This is a genomic window from Streptomyces sp. NEAU-W12 (assembly GCF_026242095.1).
In the GTDB taxonomy this organism is placed as follows: domain Bacteria; phylum Actinomycetota; class Actinomycetes; order Streptomycetales; family Streptomycetaceae; genus Streptomyces.
Map to the genome: position 1 here is coordinate 18,754 of NZ_JAPJDM010000038.1, position 18,265 is coordinate 37,018.

The 18,265-nt window shown below is 72.7% G+C and carries 19 protein-coding genes; 10 read left to right on the forward strand and 9 right to left on the reverse strand.

Features of this window, described 5'->3' with window-relative positions:
- Positions 1-325 precede the first annotated feature (325 nt).
- The 3 genes from ORI94_RS32680 (at position 326) to ORI94_RS32690 (ending at position 3,693) form a co-directional block, all read left to right on the forward strand.
- Positions 326-1,393, forward strand: a complete 1,068-nt coding sequence (locus ORI94_RS32680; protein ID WP_266082358.1) for a PP2C family protein-serine/threonine phosphatase — start codon at positions 326-328, stop codon at positions 1,391-1,393.
- Between the two features lie 269 nt (positions 1,394-1,662).
- The gene (locus ORI94_RS32685; protein WP_266082361.1) at positions 1,663-3,003 is read left to right on the forward strand and encodes a transcriptional regulator; all 1,341 of its coding nucleotides are present in this window, start codon (positions 1,663-1,665) and stop codon (positions 3,001-3,003) included.
- A gap of 144 nt (positions 3,004-3,147) precedes the next feature.
- Entirely contained in the window at positions 3,148-3,693 is a 546-nt protein-coding gene (locus ORI94_RS32690) for an NUDIX hydrolase (RefSeq protein WP_266082363.1), read from the forward strand.
- A 46-nt stretch (positions 3,694-3,739) separates the two neighbouring features.
- Here the strand turns inward: ORI94_RS32690 and ORI94_RS32695 are convergent, their stop codons facing one another.
- Entirely contained in the window at positions 3,740-3,997 is a 258-nt protein-coding gene (locus ORI94_RS32695) for a hypothetical protein (RefSeq protein ID WP_266082365.1), read from the reverse strand.
- Positions 3,998-4,237: 240 nt separating this feature from the next.
- Complete coding sequence (locus tag ORI94_RS32700) at positions 4,238-5,098, reverse strand: 3-hydroxybutyryl-CoA dehydrogenase (RefSeq protein ID WP_266082367.1); 861 nt, start codon at positions 5,096-5,098, stop codon at positions 4,238-4,240.
- A 203-nt stretch (positions 5,099-5,301) separates the two neighbouring features.
- Between ORI94_RS32700 and ORI94_RS32705 the strand changes: the two genes are divergently transcribed.
- On the forward strand, positions 5,302-6,561 hold the full coding sequence (locus tag ORI94_RS32705; RefSeq protein ID WP_266082369.1) for a glycoside hydrolase family 10 protein: 1,260 nt from the start codon (positions 5,302-5,304) through the stop codon (positions 6,559-6,561).
- Between the two features lie 30 nt (positions 6,562-6,591).
- On the opposite strand, the gene ORI94_RS32710 is transcribed toward ORI94_RS32705, so the two are convergent.
- Both ORI94_RS32710 and ORI94_RS32715 read right to left on the reverse strand, forming a co-directional pair.
- A complete protein-coding gene (locus ORI94_RS32710) occupies positions 6,592-6,786 on the reverse strand; it encodes a DUF1918 domain-containing protein (protein WP_266082371.1) in 195 nt (64 codons plus the stop codon).
- A gap of 299 nt (positions 6,787-7,085) precedes the next feature.
- Positions 7,086-8,117 carry a DMT family transporter gene (locus ORI94_RS32715; RefSeq protein WP_266082373.1) on the reverse strand — a complete coding sequence of 344 codons (1,032 nt, stop codon included), beginning with the start codon at positions 8,115-8,117 and terminating at the stop codon, positions 7,086-7,088.
- Here ORI94_RS32715 and ORI94_RS32720 point away from each other — a divergent pair.
- Positions 8,116-9,618, forward strand: coding sequence for a PLP-dependent aminotransferase family protein (locus ORI94_RS32720; protein ID WP_266082375.1), 1,503 nt, complete (start codon positions 8,116-8,118; stop codon positions 9,616-9,618). The two genes, ORI94_RS32715 and ORI94_RS32720, sit on opposite strands and share 2 nt — an antisense overlap.
- A 104-nt stretch (positions 9,619-9,722) precedes the next feature.
- Positions 9,723-10,316, forward strand: coding sequence for a histidine phosphatase family protein (locus ORI94_RS32725; RefSeq protein ID WP_266082377.1), 594 nt, complete (start codon positions 9,723-9,725; stop codon positions 10,314-10,316).
- Positions 10,317-10,381: 65 nt separating this feature from the next.
- On the opposite strand, the gene ORI94_RS32730 is transcribed toward ORI94_RS32725, so the two are convergent.
- Positions 10,382-10,936, reverse strand: coding sequence for a DUF6314 family protein (locus tag ORI94_RS32730; protein ID WP_266082379.1), 555 nt, complete (start codon positions 10,934-10,936; stop codon positions 10,382-10,384).
- A gap of 165 nt (positions 10,937-11,101) precedes the next feature.
- Between ORI94_RS32730 and ORI94_RS32735 the strand changes: the two genes are divergently transcribed.
- Positions 11,102-13,603: an alpha-L-arabinofuranosidase C-terminal domain-containing protein gene (locus ORI94_RS32735; RefSeq protein ID WP_266082381.1), complete on the forward strand. Its 2,502-nt coding sequence runs from the start codon at positions 11,102-11,104 to the stop codon at positions 13,601-13,603.
- 75 nt (positions 13,604-13,678) lie between these two features.
- Here the strand turns inward: ORI94_RS32735 and ORI94_RS32740 are convergent, their stop codons facing one another.
- The 3 genes from ORI94_RS32740 to ORI94_RS32750 all read right to left on the reverse strand — a co-directional run bounded on the left by ORI94_RS32740 (position 13,679) and on the right by ORI94_RS32750 (position 15,452).
- Positions 13,679-14,239, reverse strand: a complete 561-nt coding sequence (locus tag ORI94_RS32740; RefSeq protein ID WP_266082383.1) for a DoxX family protein — start codon at positions 14,237-14,239, stop codon at positions 13,679-13,681.
- A 536-nt stretch (positions 14,240-14,775) separates the two neighbouring features.
- Positions 14,776-15,162, reverse strand: a complete 387-nt coding sequence (locus ORI94_RS32745) for a VOC family protein (protein WP_266082385.1) — start codon at positions 15,160-15,162, stop codon at positions 14,776-14,778.
- Positions 15,159-15,452: an ArsR/SmtB family transcription factor gene (locus ORI94_RS32750; RefSeq protein WP_266082387.1), complete on the reverse strand. Its 294-nt coding sequence runs from the start codon at positions 15,450-15,452 to the stop codon at positions 15,159-15,161. The genes ORI94_RS32745 and ORI94_RS32750 overlap by 4 nt, the downstream gene beginning before the upstream one ends.
- A gap of 193 nt (positions 15,453-15,645) precedes the next feature.
- Here ORI94_RS32750 and ORI94_RS32755 point away from each other — a divergent pair, with 193 nt between their 5' ends.
- The gene (locus ORI94_RS32755; protein ID WP_323056111.1) at positions 15,646-16,161 is read left to right on the forward strand and encodes a Scr1 family TA system antitoxin-like transcriptional regulator; all 516 of its coding nucleotides are present in this window, start codon (positions 15,646-15,648) and stop codon (positions 16,159-16,161) included.
- Entirely contained in the window at positions 16,161-16,436 is a 276-nt protein-coding gene (locus tag ORI94_RS35425; protein ID WP_323056112.1) for a Scr1 family TA system antitoxin-like transcriptional regulator, read from the forward strand. Before ORI94_RS32755 ends, ORI94_RS35425 begins: the two co-directional genes overlap by 1 nt.
- Positions 16,437-16,459: 23 nt before the next feature.
- Here ORI94_RS35425 and ORI94_RS32760 read toward each other — a convergent pair whose 3' ends face one another.
- Positions 16,460-17,320, reverse strand: a complete 861-nt coding sequence (locus tag ORI94_RS32760; protein WP_266082389.1) for an AraC family transcriptional regulator — start codon at positions 17,318-17,320, stop codon at positions 16,460-16,462.
- 457 nt (positions 17,321-17,777) lie between these two features.
- On the opposite strand from ORI94_RS32760, the gene ORI94_RS32765 reads away from it, so the two are divergent.
- Positions 17,778-18,248 (forward strand): DUF998 domain-containing protein, encoded by a 471-nt coding sequence (locus ORI94_RS32765; RefSeq protein WP_266082391.1) that lies wholly within the window; start codon positions 17,778-17,780, stop codon positions 18,246-18,248.
- Positions 18,249-18,265: the final 17 nt, after the last annotated feature.

Consider the following 18,265-nt stretch of genomic DNA (forward strand, 5'->3'; position numbering starts at 1 on the left):
AGGCCCCGGCGCATCCGACGGGTTCGGCGCGTCCCCGCCTTCCTCCGCCTCCTCGCCGGGCGCGGCGGTCCCGGTGCGGTCTCGCCGGACGGCACCGCCCAGCGCCTCCGGGCTCGACGTGCCGGACAGGACCAGCCGTCCCCCGTCACTCGGGGACCCATGCGTCCCCTGCGCATCTGTTCACATCCGTTCCCGACGGTCACCTCACTCGTTCGGGTGGCATTTCCGGGCGATACGTCCGGATAGGGTGATGCGGTCGACAGAATCGGACCGGCCTTTCCAGGCCGGTCTACGCTGTCAGGGCCAAGAGTGGGGGGCCATCGGCATGATCCTCTTCAAGGCTGGGCCGCCCCGCACGGGACGGTCCAGGACCACCTCATCGGGGCCGACCACCCCATGGGGGCCCGACCACTGTCCGCTGCGCCGGGCGCTCGCCCGTGGACTGCGGCCCGGCGTCCTCGGCGCCCTCGGTACCGGGCTGGCCCTGCACGTCGGGCGGAGCCTGCTGCGGGAGGTGCGGCGGAGCCGCACGACGGCCCGCTCCACGCAGCGGATGCTGCGGCCGCCTCCCCGTGTCGACGGGCTGGCCGTCGCCGCCGTCCAACTGTCCGCCGACCGGGGCGCCCGGGTCGGCGGCGATCTGTATGCGGTGGTCGCCACCGAGTACGGCGTACGGGCCGTCATCGGCGACGTCCGCGGGCACGGGGTCGCAGCGGCCCCCACCGTCGGTGCCGTTCTCGACGGTTTCCGTGAGGCCGTGCACGACGAGCCCGACCTGACCGGAGTCCTGCGCCGGCTGGAGCGGGCGATGGGCCGTCACCTGCGGGAGCGGGCGCGTGCCGAGCGCCTGCCGGCGGGCACCGGACACGACTTTTGGACCGCCGAGGAGTTCGTCACCGTCCTGCTGCTCGAGATCCTTCCCGACGGGCGGATGCGCGCGCTGAACTGCGGGCACCCCTGGCCCCACCTGCTGAGCGGTGCACGGGCCGAACCGGTCGCCCGCACCGGCCCGCTCCCGCCGCTCGGCCCGTTCCCGCTGCCCGCAAGGCTCCCCCTCGTTTCCTGCGGCAGGCTGCTGCCGGGCGACACGCTCGTCCTGCACACGGACGGAGTCGAGGACGCACGGGACGCCGACGGCACCTTCTTCCCGCTGTCCGAGGTGCTCGCCTCGGCCGCGTGCGAGGCCGTCCCGCCCACACCGCAGTCCGTCCTGCGGACGACCCTCACGGCGCTGGTCCGCCACACCGGTGGCCCGCCCAAGGACGACGTCGCCCTGCTGGTCCTCGGGAACGAGCGCCCGTCCTCCCGCGCACCCTCGGAGCCGCAGGGCACCGCTGGGCACCCGGGCGCGGCGGACCTCTCCCCGACGAACCCGCTGCAGTACCCGTCGTGACCGGCGCGGTCGCCGTCGTCGGGGCCGGCGGTGCCGTCCGCCCCGCCGCAAAGTGTCGGGCAGGCAGTGGGGCGGACGGCGCACAAGCGGGCCGCCGCACTGTACGAGGGGGAGCCGGCGGCCCGGCCGGCCTCTTTCGAGGCACCTCAGTCAACCGGTCGGCGACTCTCCGCGACAGTGCGTACACCCTGCGGATACGGGCACTCCGTTCACACCCCGTGTGAACGCCCACCCACTACTCTGTCGGCACCGATCCCCCGGGGGGCCTCATGCAGCCCAACACTCTGCTCGACGCGGTCCTGGACGAGGCCGGTATCTCGCACGCGGGCCTGGCCGCGCACATCAACCAGGCCGGCCGGACGCGCGGACTGTCCCTCAGATACGAACACACCGCCGTGGCACGCTGGCTGAAAGGACAGCGGCCCCGGGGCCAGGTGCCCGACCTGATCTGCGAGGTGCTGGCCACCCGGCTGCAGCGTCCGATCACCCTCGACGACATAGGCCTCGGCGTCCCCGGCGAACCCGCCGCCCCGCACACGGGCACGCTCTGTGGATTCGTGGAGCGGGCCACCGCGCTGTGGCGCTCCGACCAGCAGCGGCGCCCGCACATACTGGGCGCGCCCGCCGTCACCGGCACCCCCGCCGTGATGCCCGTCTGGGAGTGGGAGAACCCGCCCGAGGACGTCGACGTCTCGCGCGGCGGCCGGCACCGGGTCACCCCCGGCGACCTGGACATGCTGCGCGCCGCCCGCGGCCACTACGAGCAGATGTACCGCAAGGCCGGCGGCGTCGCGACCCGTGACCGCATCGTCGGCTTCCTCAACACCGAGGCCGCTCCGCTGCTCCGTGGCGGTTACACCGACGCCATGGGCCGTCAACTGCACCGGGCCACCGGCGGGTTGGTGGCAGTCGCCGGAATCTGCGCGTACGACTCCGACGCCCACGGCCTGGCCCAGCGCTACTTCCACCAGGCGCTGAGGCTGGCAAAAGCCAGCGGGGACCGGGGACTCGGCGCGTATGTGATCGCACTTCTCGTCAACCAGTCGCTGTTCATGCGGGAGTACCGGCAGGCCGTCGCCTTCGCGGAGGCCGCGCTCCGCGCCGCCGGGAAGCACATCACCCCGGCGCTCGCCTCCGACCTGTACGCGATGCAGGCCAAGGCGTACGCCCACCTCGGCGACAGCACCGGCGCGCTGTCGCGCATCCGGCGTGCCGAGCAGGCCGCCGAGCGCATCCGGCGCGGACACGAACCCGACGAGACCGGCTATGTCCAGCCCGGCCTGGTCAACGTGCAGGTGGCGGAGGCCCTGCTCAGCCTCGGCGAACTGGCCGCGGCGGGCGAGCACGCGGCCGCCGCCGTCGGCAACCCCGCGCACGACCGGGGCCGGGTGCACCGGCTCGCCATGCTCAGTACCATCGAGCTGCGGCAGGGCAACGCCGACAAAGCGGTCGCCATCGCCGTGCAGATGGCCGAGCAGGCCCGGGGAATGGAGTCGCAGCGGCTGCGCGACAGGCTTCGCGCCGTGCGTGAGCACCTGGTGCGCAACGGCTGTGAAGGGACCGCCGAGGCGGCCGAACTCATCGACGGGGCACTGCGCGTACCGCTGTAACCGCTGCCGGCGCTGTCGCCGGGCGCCCCGCACCGTGCGCCCGTACCGCGCCGTCCGCTGCGCCGCGGGCTCACTCCTGTGCGCCTGCTACCGAACCGTCACTGCTGCGATATTGCCACCCATCGAACGGAAGGTGGCATAACCGTGCAGTGGACGAACAAGAACGAACAAACCGTGTACGTCAACCGCTGGTTCAGCGTCAACCTCGCGGAGGTCGAGCTGCCGGACGGCCGGCAACTCGACCACTTCCTCATCCGGCTGCGGCCCGTCGCCGTGGCCACGGTGGTCAACGAGGCCAACGAGGTCCTCCTCCTGTGGCGCCACCGCTTCATCACCGACAGCTGGGGGTGGGAACTCGCGGCCGGAGTCGTCGAGGACGGCGAGGACGTCGTCCGGGCGGCGGCCAGGGAACTGGAGGAGGAGACCGGCTGGCGGCCGGGGCCCCTGCACCACCTCATGAGCGTGGAACCGTCCAACGGGCTCACCGACGCCCGGCACCACATCTACTGGGCCGACGAGGGCGAGTACCTCGGACACCCGGTGGACGACTTCGAGTCGGACCGCCGGGAGTGGGTACCGCTCAAGGTGGTTCCCGACCTGGTCGCCCGCGGCGAGGTCCCGGCCGCCAACATGGCGGCCGCGTTACTCCTGCTGCACCATCTCAGGCTGGGTCAGGACACCATGTCCTGACCCAGCCCCTTGTGCGGCCGTCGGCCGTCCGGCCCGGGTGCGTGGTTCAGCGGCCGAACGCCTGCCAGACCGTCACGACGAGCGCGCCCACGGCCGTGACGGCCGCGACCGCCTGGAGCGGCCAGCGGGCGTGTTCCAGGGTGACGATCCGGGTGTTCAGCTCGTCCAGCTCCCTGGCCGCCTCCTCGGTGCGATGGCTGAGCAGCGCCAGTCCACCCTCGACGCGGGCGTACGCCACGTCGAGGCGGCGCCGTAACTCCGCGAGTTCGCCCTGGACGGCGGGCTGTTCGGGATCGGCGGTCACAAGTCCGCTCCTCTCCGTCATCCTTCTCATCCCTTGCCTGCGAAGGATGAGTCAACTCCCCTGGTGGACGCGGGGTAAGAGTGTGCGAAAGGCATATGCGAGCCCGGAGCGCACACGGTGTGTGAACGCCGCGGGCCCGGTGCACCTGGCGATCCAGGGGCACCGGGCCCGTTCGCACGGCCGGAACGTGACGGTCGGTGAACGTGTCGGAGCGTCAGTTCTCCGTCACGGGCGGCCGTGTCAGCCGTAGCTGTAGAAGCCGGATCCGCTCTTGCGGCCCAGGCGGCCGGCGTCGACCATGCGCTGGAGCAGCGGGGGAGCGGCGTAGAGCGGCTCCTTGTACTCCTCGTACATCGAGTACGCGACCGAGGCCACCGTGTCCAGACCGATCAGGTCGGACAGCTTCAGCGGACCCATCGGGTGGGCGCAGCCCATCTCCATGCCGTTGTCGATGTCCTCGCGGCTGGCGATGCCCGACTCGAACATCCGGATCGCGGAGAGCAGGTACGGGATCAGCAGCGCGTTCACGACGAACCCGGAACGGTCCTGGGCGTGGATCGCGTGCTTGTCCAGCACCTTCTCGGCGAAGAGCTGCGCCCGGCTGATCGTGCCCTCGGAAGTGGTGAGCGCCGGGATCAGCTCGACCAGCTTCTGCACGGGGGCCGGGTTGAAGAAGTGGATGCCGATGACGTGGTCCGGCCGCGAGGTGGCGACCGCCAGCTTCACCAGCGGGATGGAGGAGGTGTTCGAGGCCAGGATCGCGTCCGGCCGGGTCACCACCTGGTCGAGCACCTGGAAGATCTCCGTCTTGACCTGCTCGTTCTCCACGACGGCCTCGATCACCAGATCGCGGTCCGCGAACTCGCCCAGGTCCGTGGTGAAGCTCAGCCGGGCCTGGGTGGCGTCCAGTTCCTCCGCCGTGACCTTGCCGCGCCCGGCCGCCTTCGTCAGCGAGTTGAACAGGCGGGTGCGGCCGATCTCCAGGGCCTCGCCGGTGGTCTCGGCGACCCTCACGTCCAGTCCGGCGCGGGCGCACACCTCGGCGATCCCCGCGCCCATCTGACCGCAGCCCACCACTCCGACGCGTTCGATGTCGGTCACATCGTCCCTTTCGCTTCCTGGCGCGGCACGGGTCCTTCTGGCCTGCACCGTCTACGACTCCTGGCAGGAGCACCGGGTTCCGGCCGCCTGCTCCGTTCGTGCACGTTACCCGGAAGTACCGATGATCGATCGCCGGGGGCGGGCATTCTGGGCGGGGAGCGGTCCGCGGCCGGGCGGATCGCGGCTTTTGCGGCGGGTGTGAAATGGGACGAGTGTCACGCAGGGCGTTCGCGGTGGCGGCGTTGTCGTCGGTGACGATGATGACGGCCGCGTCGGCCGCCCCGGGCCGGCCGATGTCCGGACCGGCGGGCGCGGCGGGCGGCCGGGGCGCAGCCGCCGGTGAGATGCGGGGCGTGTGGCTGGCGACCGTGGCCAACCGGGACTGGCCGTCCCGCCCGGGGCTGAGCGCCGCCGGACAGCGGGCCGAGCTGATCGCCCACCTCGACGCGGCCGTCCGCAACCGTCTGAACACCGTGATCCTCCAGGTACGGCCCACGGCCGACACCCTGTGGCCGTCCCCGTACGAACCGTGGTCCGCCTGCCTCACCGGCACCCAGGGCGTACACCCCGGCTGGGACCCGCTCGGCACCGCCGTCACCGAGGCCCACGCCCGTGGCCTGGAGCTGCACGCATGGTTCAACCCCTACCGGGTCGCCGCGCACACCGACCCCACCCGGCTCGCCGCCACGCACCCGGCCCGCCAGAACCCCGGCTGGGTGGTCCCGTACGGCGGGAAGCTCTACTACAACCCCGGTCTGCCCGAGGTCCGCGCCTTCGTCGAGGACGCCATGCTCGACGCGGTGCGCCGCTATCCCGTCGACGCGGTCCACTTCGACGACTACTTCTACCCGTACCCGGTGGCGGGCCTGACCTTCGACGACGACGCCGCCTACGACACCCACGGCGGCGCCTTCCCCGACCGGGCGGCCTGGCGACGGGACAACATCGACCGGCTGGTGCGCGAGACGGCGGCGCGGATCAAGGAGGCCAGGCCCGGCACCCGGTTCGGCATCAGCCCCTTCGGGGTCTGGCGCAACGCGGCGACCGATCCCCTCGGCCCGGACACCCGGGCCGGCGTGCAGACCTACGACGACCTGCACGCGGACACCCGCCGATGGGTGCGGGAGAACTGGATCGACTACATCTGCCCCCAGCTCTACTGGAACATCGGCTTCGCCGCCGCCGACTACGCGGAACTGCTGTCCTGGTGGTCCGCCGTCGTGGAGGGCTCCGGGACCCGGCTGTACGTGGGGGAGGCGCTCTACAAGGCGGGAGATCCGGCGCAGCCGGCCGCCTGGCAGGATCCGGCCGAGCTGTCCCGGCACCTCACGCTCGCGACGTCCTACCCCCAGGCGCGCGGGCACGTCTTCTTCGCCGCCAGGGAAGTGGCCGCCGACCCGACCGGTGCGATGGCCCGGGTGGTCGCCGACCACTACGGCCGGCCGGCACCACCTCCGGGCTGACGGGGCGGAGGAGCGGCGCCGGTCCTCGGTCTAGTGCTGGTGGTTCCTGTGCCGGATCTCGGAATCCGGGCCGGGTGAGCACACGGCCTCGTGTCCGTCCTCGAAGCGGACGCGGTAGGGCGGATCGCCCTGCCGTCCCATCACCTCGACGATCTCGGCGACCTTGTCGTGCTGACCGACCACCCTGCCGTGCTGGACAAGCTGGTCGCCCACGGTTGCGCGCATCGGGGTCTCCTCATCACGTGCGGGAGCAGCGGTCCGTGGTGTCGAGTCTACGGCGGATCCGGCCCTCCGGCAGGGCGTCCGACGGGCGGTCCGGTACTTCGCCGCCAGGACCTGTTGCGAAAGCGGCGCCGTCCGCCCCAAGGGCAGGGCCCGCGGTGTCCGGTGCGGTGCGCCGCAGGGCGGAGGCCGTCCGCGGGTGCACGGGGACGGTCCCGGCACCGCGGCGAGGCGCCGTGCCGGGCGTCGCGGGCCGGACGGGACTGTCGAAGCACACCCCGGGTGCGTGCGACGGGGGTTCCTCAGCCGCGGGCCCGCTGGGTGACGGCGATGCACACCAGTACCGCCGCCGCCGTCAGCGGGGCGGCCGCGGTCAGGTGCTCGCCCAGGAGGAACACCGACCACACCAGGGTGAGCAGCGGCTGGGCGAGCTGGAGCTGGCTGGCCCGGGGGATGCCGATCGCCGCCATGCCCCGGTACCAGACGACCAGCCCCAGGAACTGGGACCCCGCCGCCACCCACAGCACTCCGGCCACGCTGTGCGCGGTCAGCCGCACCGGCTCGACGGCCAGCGCCAGGGCCGCGGCCGGTACGGCGAGCGGCAGGCACAGCACCAGCGCCCAGCCGATCACCTGCCAGCCCGGCATCACCCGGGCCAGCCTGCCGCCCTCCGTGTACCCGGCCGCGCACACCACCAGCGCCGCGAAGAGGTACAGATCGGCCGTGGTCAGCGCGCCGCCGCTCTGCCGCACCGTGAAGACCGCCACCGCGGCGGCACCGGCCAGCGCCGCAGCCCAGAAGGTGCGTGACGGGCGGGAGCCGACGCGCAGGGCGGAGAACAGCGCGGTGGTGAGCGGGAGCAGGCCGACCACGACCGCCGCGTGCGCGGTGGTCGACGTCTGCAGGGCCAGCGTGGTCAGCAGCGGGAACCCGAGGACGACCCCGGCGGCGACCACCACGAGCCCCGGCCAGTGCCTGCGGGCGGGCAACGGCACACCGCGCCACCGCGTCAGACCCTTCCGGCGGCGCGCCGGGGCCCCCGCCGCTTCCGCCTCCGGGGCCCCCGCCGGCGTCCCCACCGCTTCCGTATCCGGGGCCCCCGCCCGCGTCCCCACCGCGAGCAGGCAGCCGCCGGCGATCAGCCCCGCCAGCACGCAGCGCACGGCCACCAGCGACCAGGGGCCGAAGCCCTCCAGTCCCCAGGCGGTGGCCGGGAAGGTGAGAGAGAAGGCGATGACGCCGAGGGCGGCCTGCAGGGTGCCGAAGCCGGCCCGGTCCCGTCGGGCGGGGACCGCTATCGGGGGCACGGTAGTAGCGCTACTCTGTGTTCTCATGCATGAGCGTAGCAGCGTTGCCGAACTGGCGGATCGACTGCGGCAGGAGCTGGACCGCTACTCGCCAGGTGGAAAGCTCCCGTCGAGCCGGGCCCTCGTGGAGCGGTTCCGGGTGAGCCCCGTGACCGTCTCGCGGGCGCTGGCGCAGCTCGCCGCCGAGGGGCTGGTGGTGACCCGGCCCGGCGCCGGCGCGTTCCGTGCCGTCGCCCGCCCCGCCTCCCCGGCCGCCGCGGCCGGTGACACCTCCTGGCAGGAGGTCGCCCTCAGCGCCGACGGTGCCGCCGATCTCGTCCCGCGCTCGGTCGACGCCTCCGGCGTCCTGGTCTCGCTCGCCGCCCCGGCGCCCGGCGTGATCGAGTTCAACGGCGGCTATCTCCACCCCTCGCTGCAGCCGGAGCGCGCGATGGCGGCGGCGCTGTCCCGGGCCGGGCGCCGGCCGGGAGCCTGGGGGAGACCGCCCGTGGAAGGGCTGTTGGAGCTGCGCGAGTGGTTCGCCCGCAGCATCGGGGGCGCGGTCACCGCGGCGGGGGTGCTGATCACCGCGGGCGGCCAGTCCGCGCTGACCACCGCCCTGCGCGCGCTCGCCCCGCCCGGTGCCCCCGTCCTCGTGGAATCGCCCACCTACCCCGGCATGCTGGCCGTCGCCCGTGCCGCCGGACTGCGCCCGGTGCCCGTCCCGGTGGACGCGGACGGCGTACGGCCACAGCTGCTCGCCGGCGCCTTCCGCGCCACCGGTGCCCGGGTCTTCGTCTGCCAGCCCCTGTTCCAGAACCCCACCGGCGCCGTACTCGCCCCCGAACGGCGCGGCGAGGTACTGCGCATCGCACGCGAGGCGGGGGCGTTCGTCGTCGAGGACGACTTCGTCCGACGCCTGGTCCACGAGGACGCGGGCCCGCTCCCGCGCCCGCTGGCCGCCGACGACCCCGACGGCGTCGTCGTCCACGTCTGCTCGCTCACCAAGGCGACCTCGCCGAGCTTCCGGGTGAGCGCCCTGGCCGCGCACGGCCCGGTCCTGGAACGGCTGCGCGCCATCCAGATCGTCGACACCTTCTTCGTCCCCCGCCCTCTCCAGGAGGCAGCGCTCGAACTCGTCGGCTCGCCCGCCTGGCCGCGCCATCTGCGTTCGGTCTCCGCCGAGCTGGGAGCCCGCCGGGACGCCATGACCGCCGCGCTCCGGCTCCGGCTGCCCGAACTCGCCCTGCCGCACATCCCGGCCGGCGGCTACCACCTGTGGCTGCGCCTGCCCGACGGCACCGGGGGCACCTCCCCGGCTTTCGGCCCCGGGGGAGAGTCCGCCCTGACCGCGGCGGCCCTGCGGGCCGGCGTGGCGGTCACCCCGGGCCGCCCGTACTTCAGCGCCGAGCCCTCGGCCTCGCACCTGCGGCTGAGCTTCGCCGCGGTCGCGGGCACCGGGGAGATCACCGAGGGCGTACGGCGACTTCGTGCCGCCTGCGACGAGGTACTGGGCCAGGCGGGGCGCGGACGCGGGAGCTTCGCGTGACTTGTCCGGCAGGTCCCGATCGGTGCCGTGCCGCCTGATGGACTCCGGGTAACGCCCTGGCCGCACCCCTTGATTTGCGTACTTCGGAGACCGACCATCGCGGCATGGCACTTCGGGTCACGTTCGTTGCCGCAGCGGGAAGCGCCTCGCGACTGACCGAGCGTTTCGAGGACGACCGGCCACTGGACCGTGCAGGGTGGGACGATGTGCAGCGAGTGGCCCGTGAGCTGCTGCCGCTCGCCGCGGCCGATCTGCGCTACTGCTCGCCGAACCCGCGCAGCCGTGCCACCGGGGAGGGCCTCGGTTACACCCCACTGGTCCAGCTCGCCCTGCGCGACTGCGCCATGGGCCGCTGGCGCGGGCTGACCCTGGGGGAGGCGATGGCCCGCGAACCGGAGGCCGTGGACGTCTGGCTCGCCGACCCGCGCGCCACCCCGCACGGCGGGGAGTCGCTGCTGGACTTCATCACCCGCGTCGGCAACTGGCTCGACACCCGGCCCGCCGAGGAGGACTGCCGGGTCGTCGCGGTGGCCGAACCGTCCGTCATCCGCGCCGCGCTGGTGTACGCGTTGAAGGCGCCGCCCGCGACCTACTGGAACATCGACGTCCGCTCGCTGTCACGGGTCGGCGTCGCCGGACGGGCGGGCCGCTGGAGCCTGCGCATCGAAGGGGTCGCCGCCCGGCCGACGCGCATCTAGGCCCCGTTCGCCGCCCGGCCGGCGCGGATCCGGGCCCCGTTCGCCGTCCGGGTGGCGGTGACCGTTCACCGGCCGGGGGTGGTGGCCGGCCGGTCCACGCGGACGTAGCCGGTGTCGAGCACGAGGTCCTTGGCCGGACCGCGCACCCGCCAGACCGTCCGCCAGCGCTCCTGGTCGCGGACGGTGAACTCGCCCCGGTAGAGGTCCGCGGAACAGGGGTGGTCGGCGACGTACCGGCCTGCCGAGAGGTCCAGGCGATGGAACGGCCGGCCGTCCGCGAACCGCACGTCCACCGCGCCGCCGGGGCGCGACCCGCGGCCCGCCGCCGGCAGGAAGCGCAGGGTGCGTTCCGCGGGGCGGGAAACGCCCTGCCAGGTGAAGGTGCCGGACTCCTGGTACAGCAGGCCGCCGTCCTCCGGCAGGCCGCCGTCCTCCGGCAGGCCGCCGTCCTCCGGCAGGCCGCCGTCCTCCGGTGGGCCGTCGCCCCTCAGCGGGCCGAAAGACGTGGTGCCCTCGAACCGTCCGAGACCGCCGCTCGTCAGGTCCCGCACGGTCCGGGACACCCGCCAGCTCCCCTTCAGATAGGCCAGTGCGTCCGGTACCGGCCAGAAATCGCCCATCCCGCACCGCTCCCCGTCGTCTCCGTCGCGCACGAGCCATTGACGTGCTCCTGTCTCCTCCCTATCTTGCCGTTCGAAGTGCTGACCGTCGCTCGAAATACCGAACAGATCTCGAGCATGCCAGGCGAAGCTCCACCCACTCCTACCGAGAGCCGCGGAGTATCCATGTCACGCACCGCCCGCACCCGTCCACGCGCCCGCGCCCGCCTCGGAACGGGGCTCACCACCACCGCGTTACTGGCCGCCGCCGCCCTGCTGCCGGCCCCCGCGCACGCCGAGGACGTCACCGACTACACGATCACCGTCGACCCGCGCGCCGAGGGCGCCGCGATCGACGACACGATGTACGGCGTCTTCTTCGAGGACATCAACCGCGCCGCCGACGGCGGGCTGTACGCCGAGCTCGTGCAGAACCGGTCCTTCGAGTACTCCACCGCCGACAACGGCTCCTACACGCCCCTGACCTCCTGGACGACCGGCGGCACGGCCGAGGCGCGCGACGACTCCGGTCGGCTCAACGAACGCAACCGCACCTACCTCTCCCTGGGCGCCGGTTCGTCCGTCACGAACGCGGGCTACAACACCGGCATCCGGGTGGAGCAGGGCAAGCGGTACGACTTCTCCGTCTGGGCCCGCGCCGAGAGCGGCAGCACCCTCGCCGTCACGCTCAAGGACGCCGCCGGCGCCCTCGCGAACGCCCGCCGGGTGGCCGTCAGGGGCGACTGGGCCCGGTACGAGGCCACCTTCACCGCGACCCGCACCAGCAGCCGCGGCCGCCTCGCGGTCGCCTCCTCCGGCGCCGCCGCCCTCGACATGGTGTCGCTGTTCCCGCGCGACACCTACAAGGGGCAGCGAAACGGCCTGCGCAAGGACCTCGCCGAGAAGATCGCCGCCCTGAACCCCGGATTCGTCCGCTTTCCCGGCGGCTGTCTGGTCAACACCGGGTCCATGGAGGACTACAGCGAGGACTCCGGCTGGCAGCGCAAGCGTTCCTACCAGTGGAAGGACACCGTCGGACCGGTCGAGGAGCGTGCCACCAACGCCAACTTCTGGGGCTACAACCAGAGCTACGGCCTCGGTTACTACGAGTACTTCCGGTTCGCCGAGGACGTCGGGGCGATGCCGCTCCCGGTCGTGCCCGCACTGGTCACCGGGTGCGGACAGAACAGGGCAACGGACGACGAGGAGCTGCTGGAGCGGCACATCCAGGACACCCTCGACCTGATCGAGTTCGCCAACGGCCCGGCCGACTCGACCTGGGGCAGGGTGCGTACCGAGATGGGCCACCGAAAGCCCTTCGGCCTCACCCACATCGGGGTCGGCAACGAGGAGAACCTGCCCAGGGAGTTCTACGCCCGCTTCGAGCGGTTCCGCACGGCGATCGAGGCCGAGTACCCGGACATCACCGTCGTCTCCAACTCCGGCCCGGACGACACCGGCACGACCTTCGACACCCTCTGGCAGCTCAACCGCGACGGCGACGTCGACATGGTCGACGAGCACTACTACAACAGCCCGCGGTGGTTCCTGCAGAACAACGACCGCTACGACTCCTACGACCGCGGCGGCCCGAAGGTCTTCCTCGGTGAGTACGCCTCACAGGGCAACACCTGGAAGAACGGCCTGGCCGAAGCCGCGTTCATGACCGGCCTGGAACGCAACGCGGACATCGTCGAACTCGCCTCGTACGCACCGCTGCTGGCCAACGAGGACTACGTGCAGTGGTCGCCGGACATGATCTGGTTCAACAACCACGCCTCCTGGGGCTCGGTCAACTACGAGGTCCAGAAGCTGTTCATGACCAACGCCGGGGACCGTGTCGTCCCGTCCGAGGCGAGCGGAACCCCGGACGTCAGCGGCCCCATCAGCGGCGCGGTCGGCCTGTCGACCTGGGCCACCAGCGCCGCCTACGACGACGTGCGGGTGACCGCCGCCGACGGCGCGACCCTGCTGAGCGACGACTTCTCCGGTGACGCCTCGCAGTGGACGCACCGTGGCGGCGGCAGCTGGAGCGTCCAGGACGGTCAGTACGTCCAGACCGACGAGGCCGCCGAGAACACCCTGGTCACGGCGGGCGACCCGGCCTGGCAGAACTACGACCTGCACGTGAGGGCGACCAAGAAGTCCGGCAAGGAAGGCTTCCTCGTCGCCTTCGGGGTCAAGGACACCGGAAACCACTACTGGTGGAACCTGGGCGGCTGGAACAACACCCAGTCCGCGGTCGAGCAGGCCGCGGACGGCGGCAAGTCGACGCTGCTCTCCAAGGCCGGGTCGATCGAGACGGGCCGCGCCTACGACATCGACATCAAGGTGCGCGGCCGCCAGGTGACCCTCTACCTCGACGGACAGGAATGGGGCGGCTTCACCGACGACAAGCCGGCCGAGCCGTTCCGCCAGGTCGTCACCGAGGACGACCGGACCGGTGACCTGATCGTCAAGGTCGTCAACGCCCAGCCGGCCGAGGCCCGCACGGAGATCGACCTCGGCGGTGCGAGGACCGCCTCCACCGCCCGGGTGACCACCCTGGCCGCCGACGCGGACGCGGTGAACACCGGGACGGACACGCCGGTGACCCCGGTCACGTCCACGCTCCGGGGCGTGTCCGACGGGTTCACGTACACGTTCCCGGCCAACTCGGTGACGTTCCTGAGGATCAGGCAGCGCTAGCGGTCCGGGTGCGGGCCGCCGTCCTCGGGGCGGCGGCCCGCACCCGGTACCGGCCGGGAACCCGCCTGCCGGGCCTCAGTGACGCAGCAGCAGGGTGACGCCGGCCACCACGGCACCGAGCACGACCGCGGCGACGCCGTACGCGAGGCGGTGCGAGCGCAGCCGGGGCAGCAGCCGGTCCACGGCGATCCGGCCGGGGCCGGTCAGGGCGAGCGCCACCGCGGCCAGGGTGATGAGGAGCTCGTACTCCACGCCCTCCGGGGCGAAGAAACCGCCGCTCCACTTCACGACGATCGCGTTGACCAGCGTGCCGGCGACGGCCGCGGCGGCCAGCGGGGTGAGCAGACCGAGCGCGAGGCCGAGCCCGCCCAGGGTCTCGGTGAGCCCGGCCACGACGGCGAACGCCTCGGGCGAGGGGTAGCCGAGGGACGTGAAGTACATCCCGGTGCCCTCGATCCCGCCCCCGCCGAACCAGCCGAACAGCTTCTGCGCGCCGTGCACGGCCATCGTCAGGCCGAGCACGAGACGCAGCACCAGCAGCCCGGCGTCGTAGGCGCGGGCGGGGGCGGCGGGGGTGTCCTGACCGGAGGCGGAGGCGGAGGCGGGGTGGGGCAAGGTGCTGGTGGGGCTGGTCATGGGGGGACTCCTCGAAAGGGGACGTCGAAGGCGGTCGGGTGGGGGTGCCGCACGTCACTGAGCGGCAGCCCGTTCCGGCAAGCTTGAAGGTTCAAGCTAAACCATGGCCGCCTTTGCTTCAATTTTCAAGCAGCTGGGGTGTGCCCGGCCGCGCCCGGCCCCCGGCCGGAGTCCTCGCCTGCGCTTTGCCCCGCCCCGCACCGTTCGAGGGGTGCGGTAGCCGTGCCGTGCACCGCCGCCTGGTCCGTCGGACCCGACCGCAGGCCCGGTGCACCGCCGGCCGTCACCCTGCACGGGCGGGGAGCGGACGAGGCGTCGTTCGCGCGGCTCGCTCCGCATCTGCCGCAGGGCGCCACGGTGGCTTTCGTGCGCGCCCCGCCGGCCGGAGGCGGCTGATGTGCGTGGTTCGTCAGCCGGGGTGCCGGGCGCCCGCTGCCCGGCTCCGTCGCGGCCGCGGCCGCCTGGCTCTCCGGCTGGTTCGGCACCGAGGCCGCCGCCTGAGGGCATGGCCCGGGGGAAGGCGCGCCCCCGGGTCCTTACCTGCTGTGCACGATCTGGATCAGGTTGCCGCAGGTGTCGTCCAGGACCGCGGTGGTGACCTGGCTCATTTCCAGCGGCTCCTGGGTGAACCGCACTCCGAGCCCGCGCAGCCGGTCGAACTCCGCGTGTACGTCGTCCACGGCGAAGGAGAGGGCCGGGATGCCGTCCTTGGCCAGCCCTGTCTTGTACGCCGCCACGGCGGGATGGCGGGAGGGCTCGAGCAGCAGTTCGGTCCCCTCGGGGTTCTCTGCCGAGACCACGGTCAGCCACCGGTCCCCGCCCAGCGGGAGGTCGTGCTTCTTCACGAATCCCAGCACCTCGGTGTAAAAGCGAAGGGCCTTCTCCTGGTCGTCGACGAAGGCGCTGGTCAGATGGATCCTCATGGCGTGCTCTCCGGTCTGTCGGGTTTGAGCCACCGGGCCGCGATGTGCTCGAGGGGCTCGGTGTTCAGATCATGGAACTTGTAACGGCCCTGGCGCCGCGTACGGACCAGTCCGGCGGCTTCCAGTACGCCCAGATGCTGGCTGACGGCCTGGCGGGACAGCCCCAGGCCGTGCTTGGTCACCAATCGCGTGCATATCTCGAACAGCGTCTGACCGTCCCGTTCCGCCAGCTCGTCGAGGATGCGCCGACGGGTGGGATCGGCCAGCGCCTTGAAGACGTCCTCCGCCATGCCGGCCACGATAGGCAAGCAATGACTTGCCTATCAAGTCGGGTGCGGACGGGTGCTCGCGCGATGAGGCGAACGGCGCGCACACGCCTGGGCGCTGTACGTCGCCCGTCGGTGCGTGTGTGCGGGGCGGAGCGTGCCGCTTCGACGCGGAGCCGCGTTGACAAGAGAGGCGGTGATGCACAGGAGCGAACTGATGGGACGGGCTGCCGAGGAGCCCGGCGCGGAGGAAGACGAGCGGGAAGCGGGGGCGAACTCCGGCATCCTGCGGGCCTTCGGGCGGCAGCTGAAGCGGTTCCGGATCCGGGCGGGCCTGGAACGGCCCGGGTTCGGTCCGGCGACGGGCTGCCCGGCCTCGACGATCGCCGCGTACGAACAGGGCCGCCGGGCCCCGCCGCCGAAGTCCATCGACCGGGCGGACGGCCTCCTGGACGCCGGCGGCGTCCTCCAGGGGATGAAGGAGGAGGTCGCGAGGGCGCGGTACCCGGCGTTCTTCCGGGACGCGGCGAGGCTGGAGGCGGAAGCGGCCGGACTGCACGTGTACGCGAATCAGGCGGTGCCGGGGCTGCCGCAGACAAAGGAGTACGCGCAGGCGGTGTTCGGGATGATGCGTCCGCCGCTCGACGAGGACGCCCTTGCCCGACGAGTCGCGGCACGCCCGGCGCGTCAAGAGGGCGTCAAGAGGTCCGTGTCAGGAGCCCTCAGCCGCTGATGAGCTTCGTCATCGACGAGTCCGTGCCGCGAAGGCCGATCGGCGGCCAGGACGTGTCGCGTGGCCAGTGGGAACAGGTTCTGCTGGCCGGACGGAAGCCGACGGTCGAGATCCAGGTCGTGACTCTGGGCAGCGAGGAGAATGCCGGCATGGCCGGTCCCTTCATCTTGGTCGAGACGACCGAAGCCGGTAGGGCTGTTTCCGCGGCTGCGCCTTCGGCGGGGCCGAGCGCTTCAGCCGGCCCGCCCGCTCGGCTGAAGCGCTCGTACTGGTGACAGTCGGCGCCCCGGCGCCGTGTTCACTCCCGCTCCACCGGCAGCCACAGTTCGGCGTCTGCTTCGGTTCCGTCCGGGGAGAGGCGGGTGCACAGGATTTCCGGGCCGTGGCGGCCGCGGTACGGGTTTGACGGGAACCACTGGGCGAACACGTCCCGCCACAGCTCCTGGATGGCCTGGGGAGCCGGTCCTGAGGTGGTGAAGACGGCCCAGGTGCCCGCCGGGACGGCCAGGGACGTCGTCCCCTCGGGGGCGGTCGCGGACGTGAGCACCCCGTGGTAGTAATCGAGTTCGGTACCTTCGGCGCGGCTGGGGTCCAGGTCGTCGCAGACCGCGACGATGCCCTGCGGATCCTGGTCCGACAGTTCCTCCAGGCGTTCCACGGTCCGCGGGTCGATGCCGCGCACGAAGTCGATGATCGCCCGGTTCGGCCCCGAGTGCACCAGCGGTACCCGGGCCTTGGGGCCGACGACGGTGAAGGCCGGCCGGTCCACCACTCGGTAGCGCATGCTGCTGCTCCCTTCGACAGTGAGGCGGAAGGTCAACCGGGGCTGGGAGACGAGTGCGCAGCCGGTGCGCCGGGCCTCGCCCGGACCGACCCCGTGCACGGCGCGGAACGCCCGTGCGAACGCCTCCCCGGAGCCGTACCCGTAGCGCACCGCGACCTCCAGCAGCGACTCACGGCCGGCGAGCACCTCGGCGCCCGCCACGGTCAGCCGCCGACGCCGGACATATTCCGACAACGGCATGCCCGCCAGCGCGGAGAACATCCGGCGCAGGTGATACTCCGAGGTCGTCGCGATACGCGCCAGCCCCGCCACGTCGACGGGCCCGTCGAGGTGGCGCTCGATGTGCTCCATGGCCTGGTTGAGCCGCTCCAGCACGCCCGGTCCCCTTCCTTCTTGTGTGCGATCACCACGCTAGGCGGCACGCGCCCCGCCGGACCCGACATCCTGTGCCCGATCCGGTCGGGCGCACCGGTGCAGCAGGCCGGGCACGTCCTCGGCGGACCCGTAGTCGTGCTTCAGCCCCGCCCGGTCGACCGCTCCCGGCCCTTCCCGCATGGACGGGACCCCAGCGTCACGTCCGGCTGTGACGGAGCGCTGCAGTGGGCCCACGGGCGGCGGGCGAGGCGTGTTCCGTGGGAGCGGCCGGGTGCCCGTGATCCGGCTCGCACCGTTCGGAGCGATGACTTCGCCGGTCTCTGCCGGTCGGACGAGCGACGACACCACGCGAGGAAGGCTCGTTCATGACCCACACGCTCAGCGCGTCACAGCGCGTCACAGCGCGTCGCTCCCGTGGCGCCCGCGTCCCGCGCGGCAGTGCGTCGGTGTCTGGCCGGTGGCATGGCGGCGGGTCCGGTGTTCCCCGCGGTCGGCGCTGCGCAGGGACTCGCCCGACGGCTTCGACTTCCGCCGGAACGCGATCAGCCGGCTCGCGCTCGGTGAGGCGGGCTGGGTCCGGACGGTGAACTTCCTGCTCGCCGGCGCCCTGCTGGTCGCGGGTGCGGTCGGTCTGCGCCGGGTGCCGGGCGGGGGCACGGGCGGCGCCCGGAGCCCGGTCCTGGTCGGTGTCTTCGGTGCCTCCTTCTGGGCCGCGGCGGCCTTCCCGGCCGACGCCGGCGCGGGCTTTCCCGCCGGATCCCCCGAAGCGGCCGTGACGAGCGGGCCCGGTGCCGTCCACATGGTCGCCGGAACGGTCGGTTACCTCGCTCTGCGCGCCGCGTTCGTCCTCCTGGCCCGCCCTCTCGCCGCCCGCGGCCACCGCGGCCGGGCCGTGGCCTCGCGTCTCGTCCCGGCCCCCGTTGCATAAACGTGCGCATGTACGTA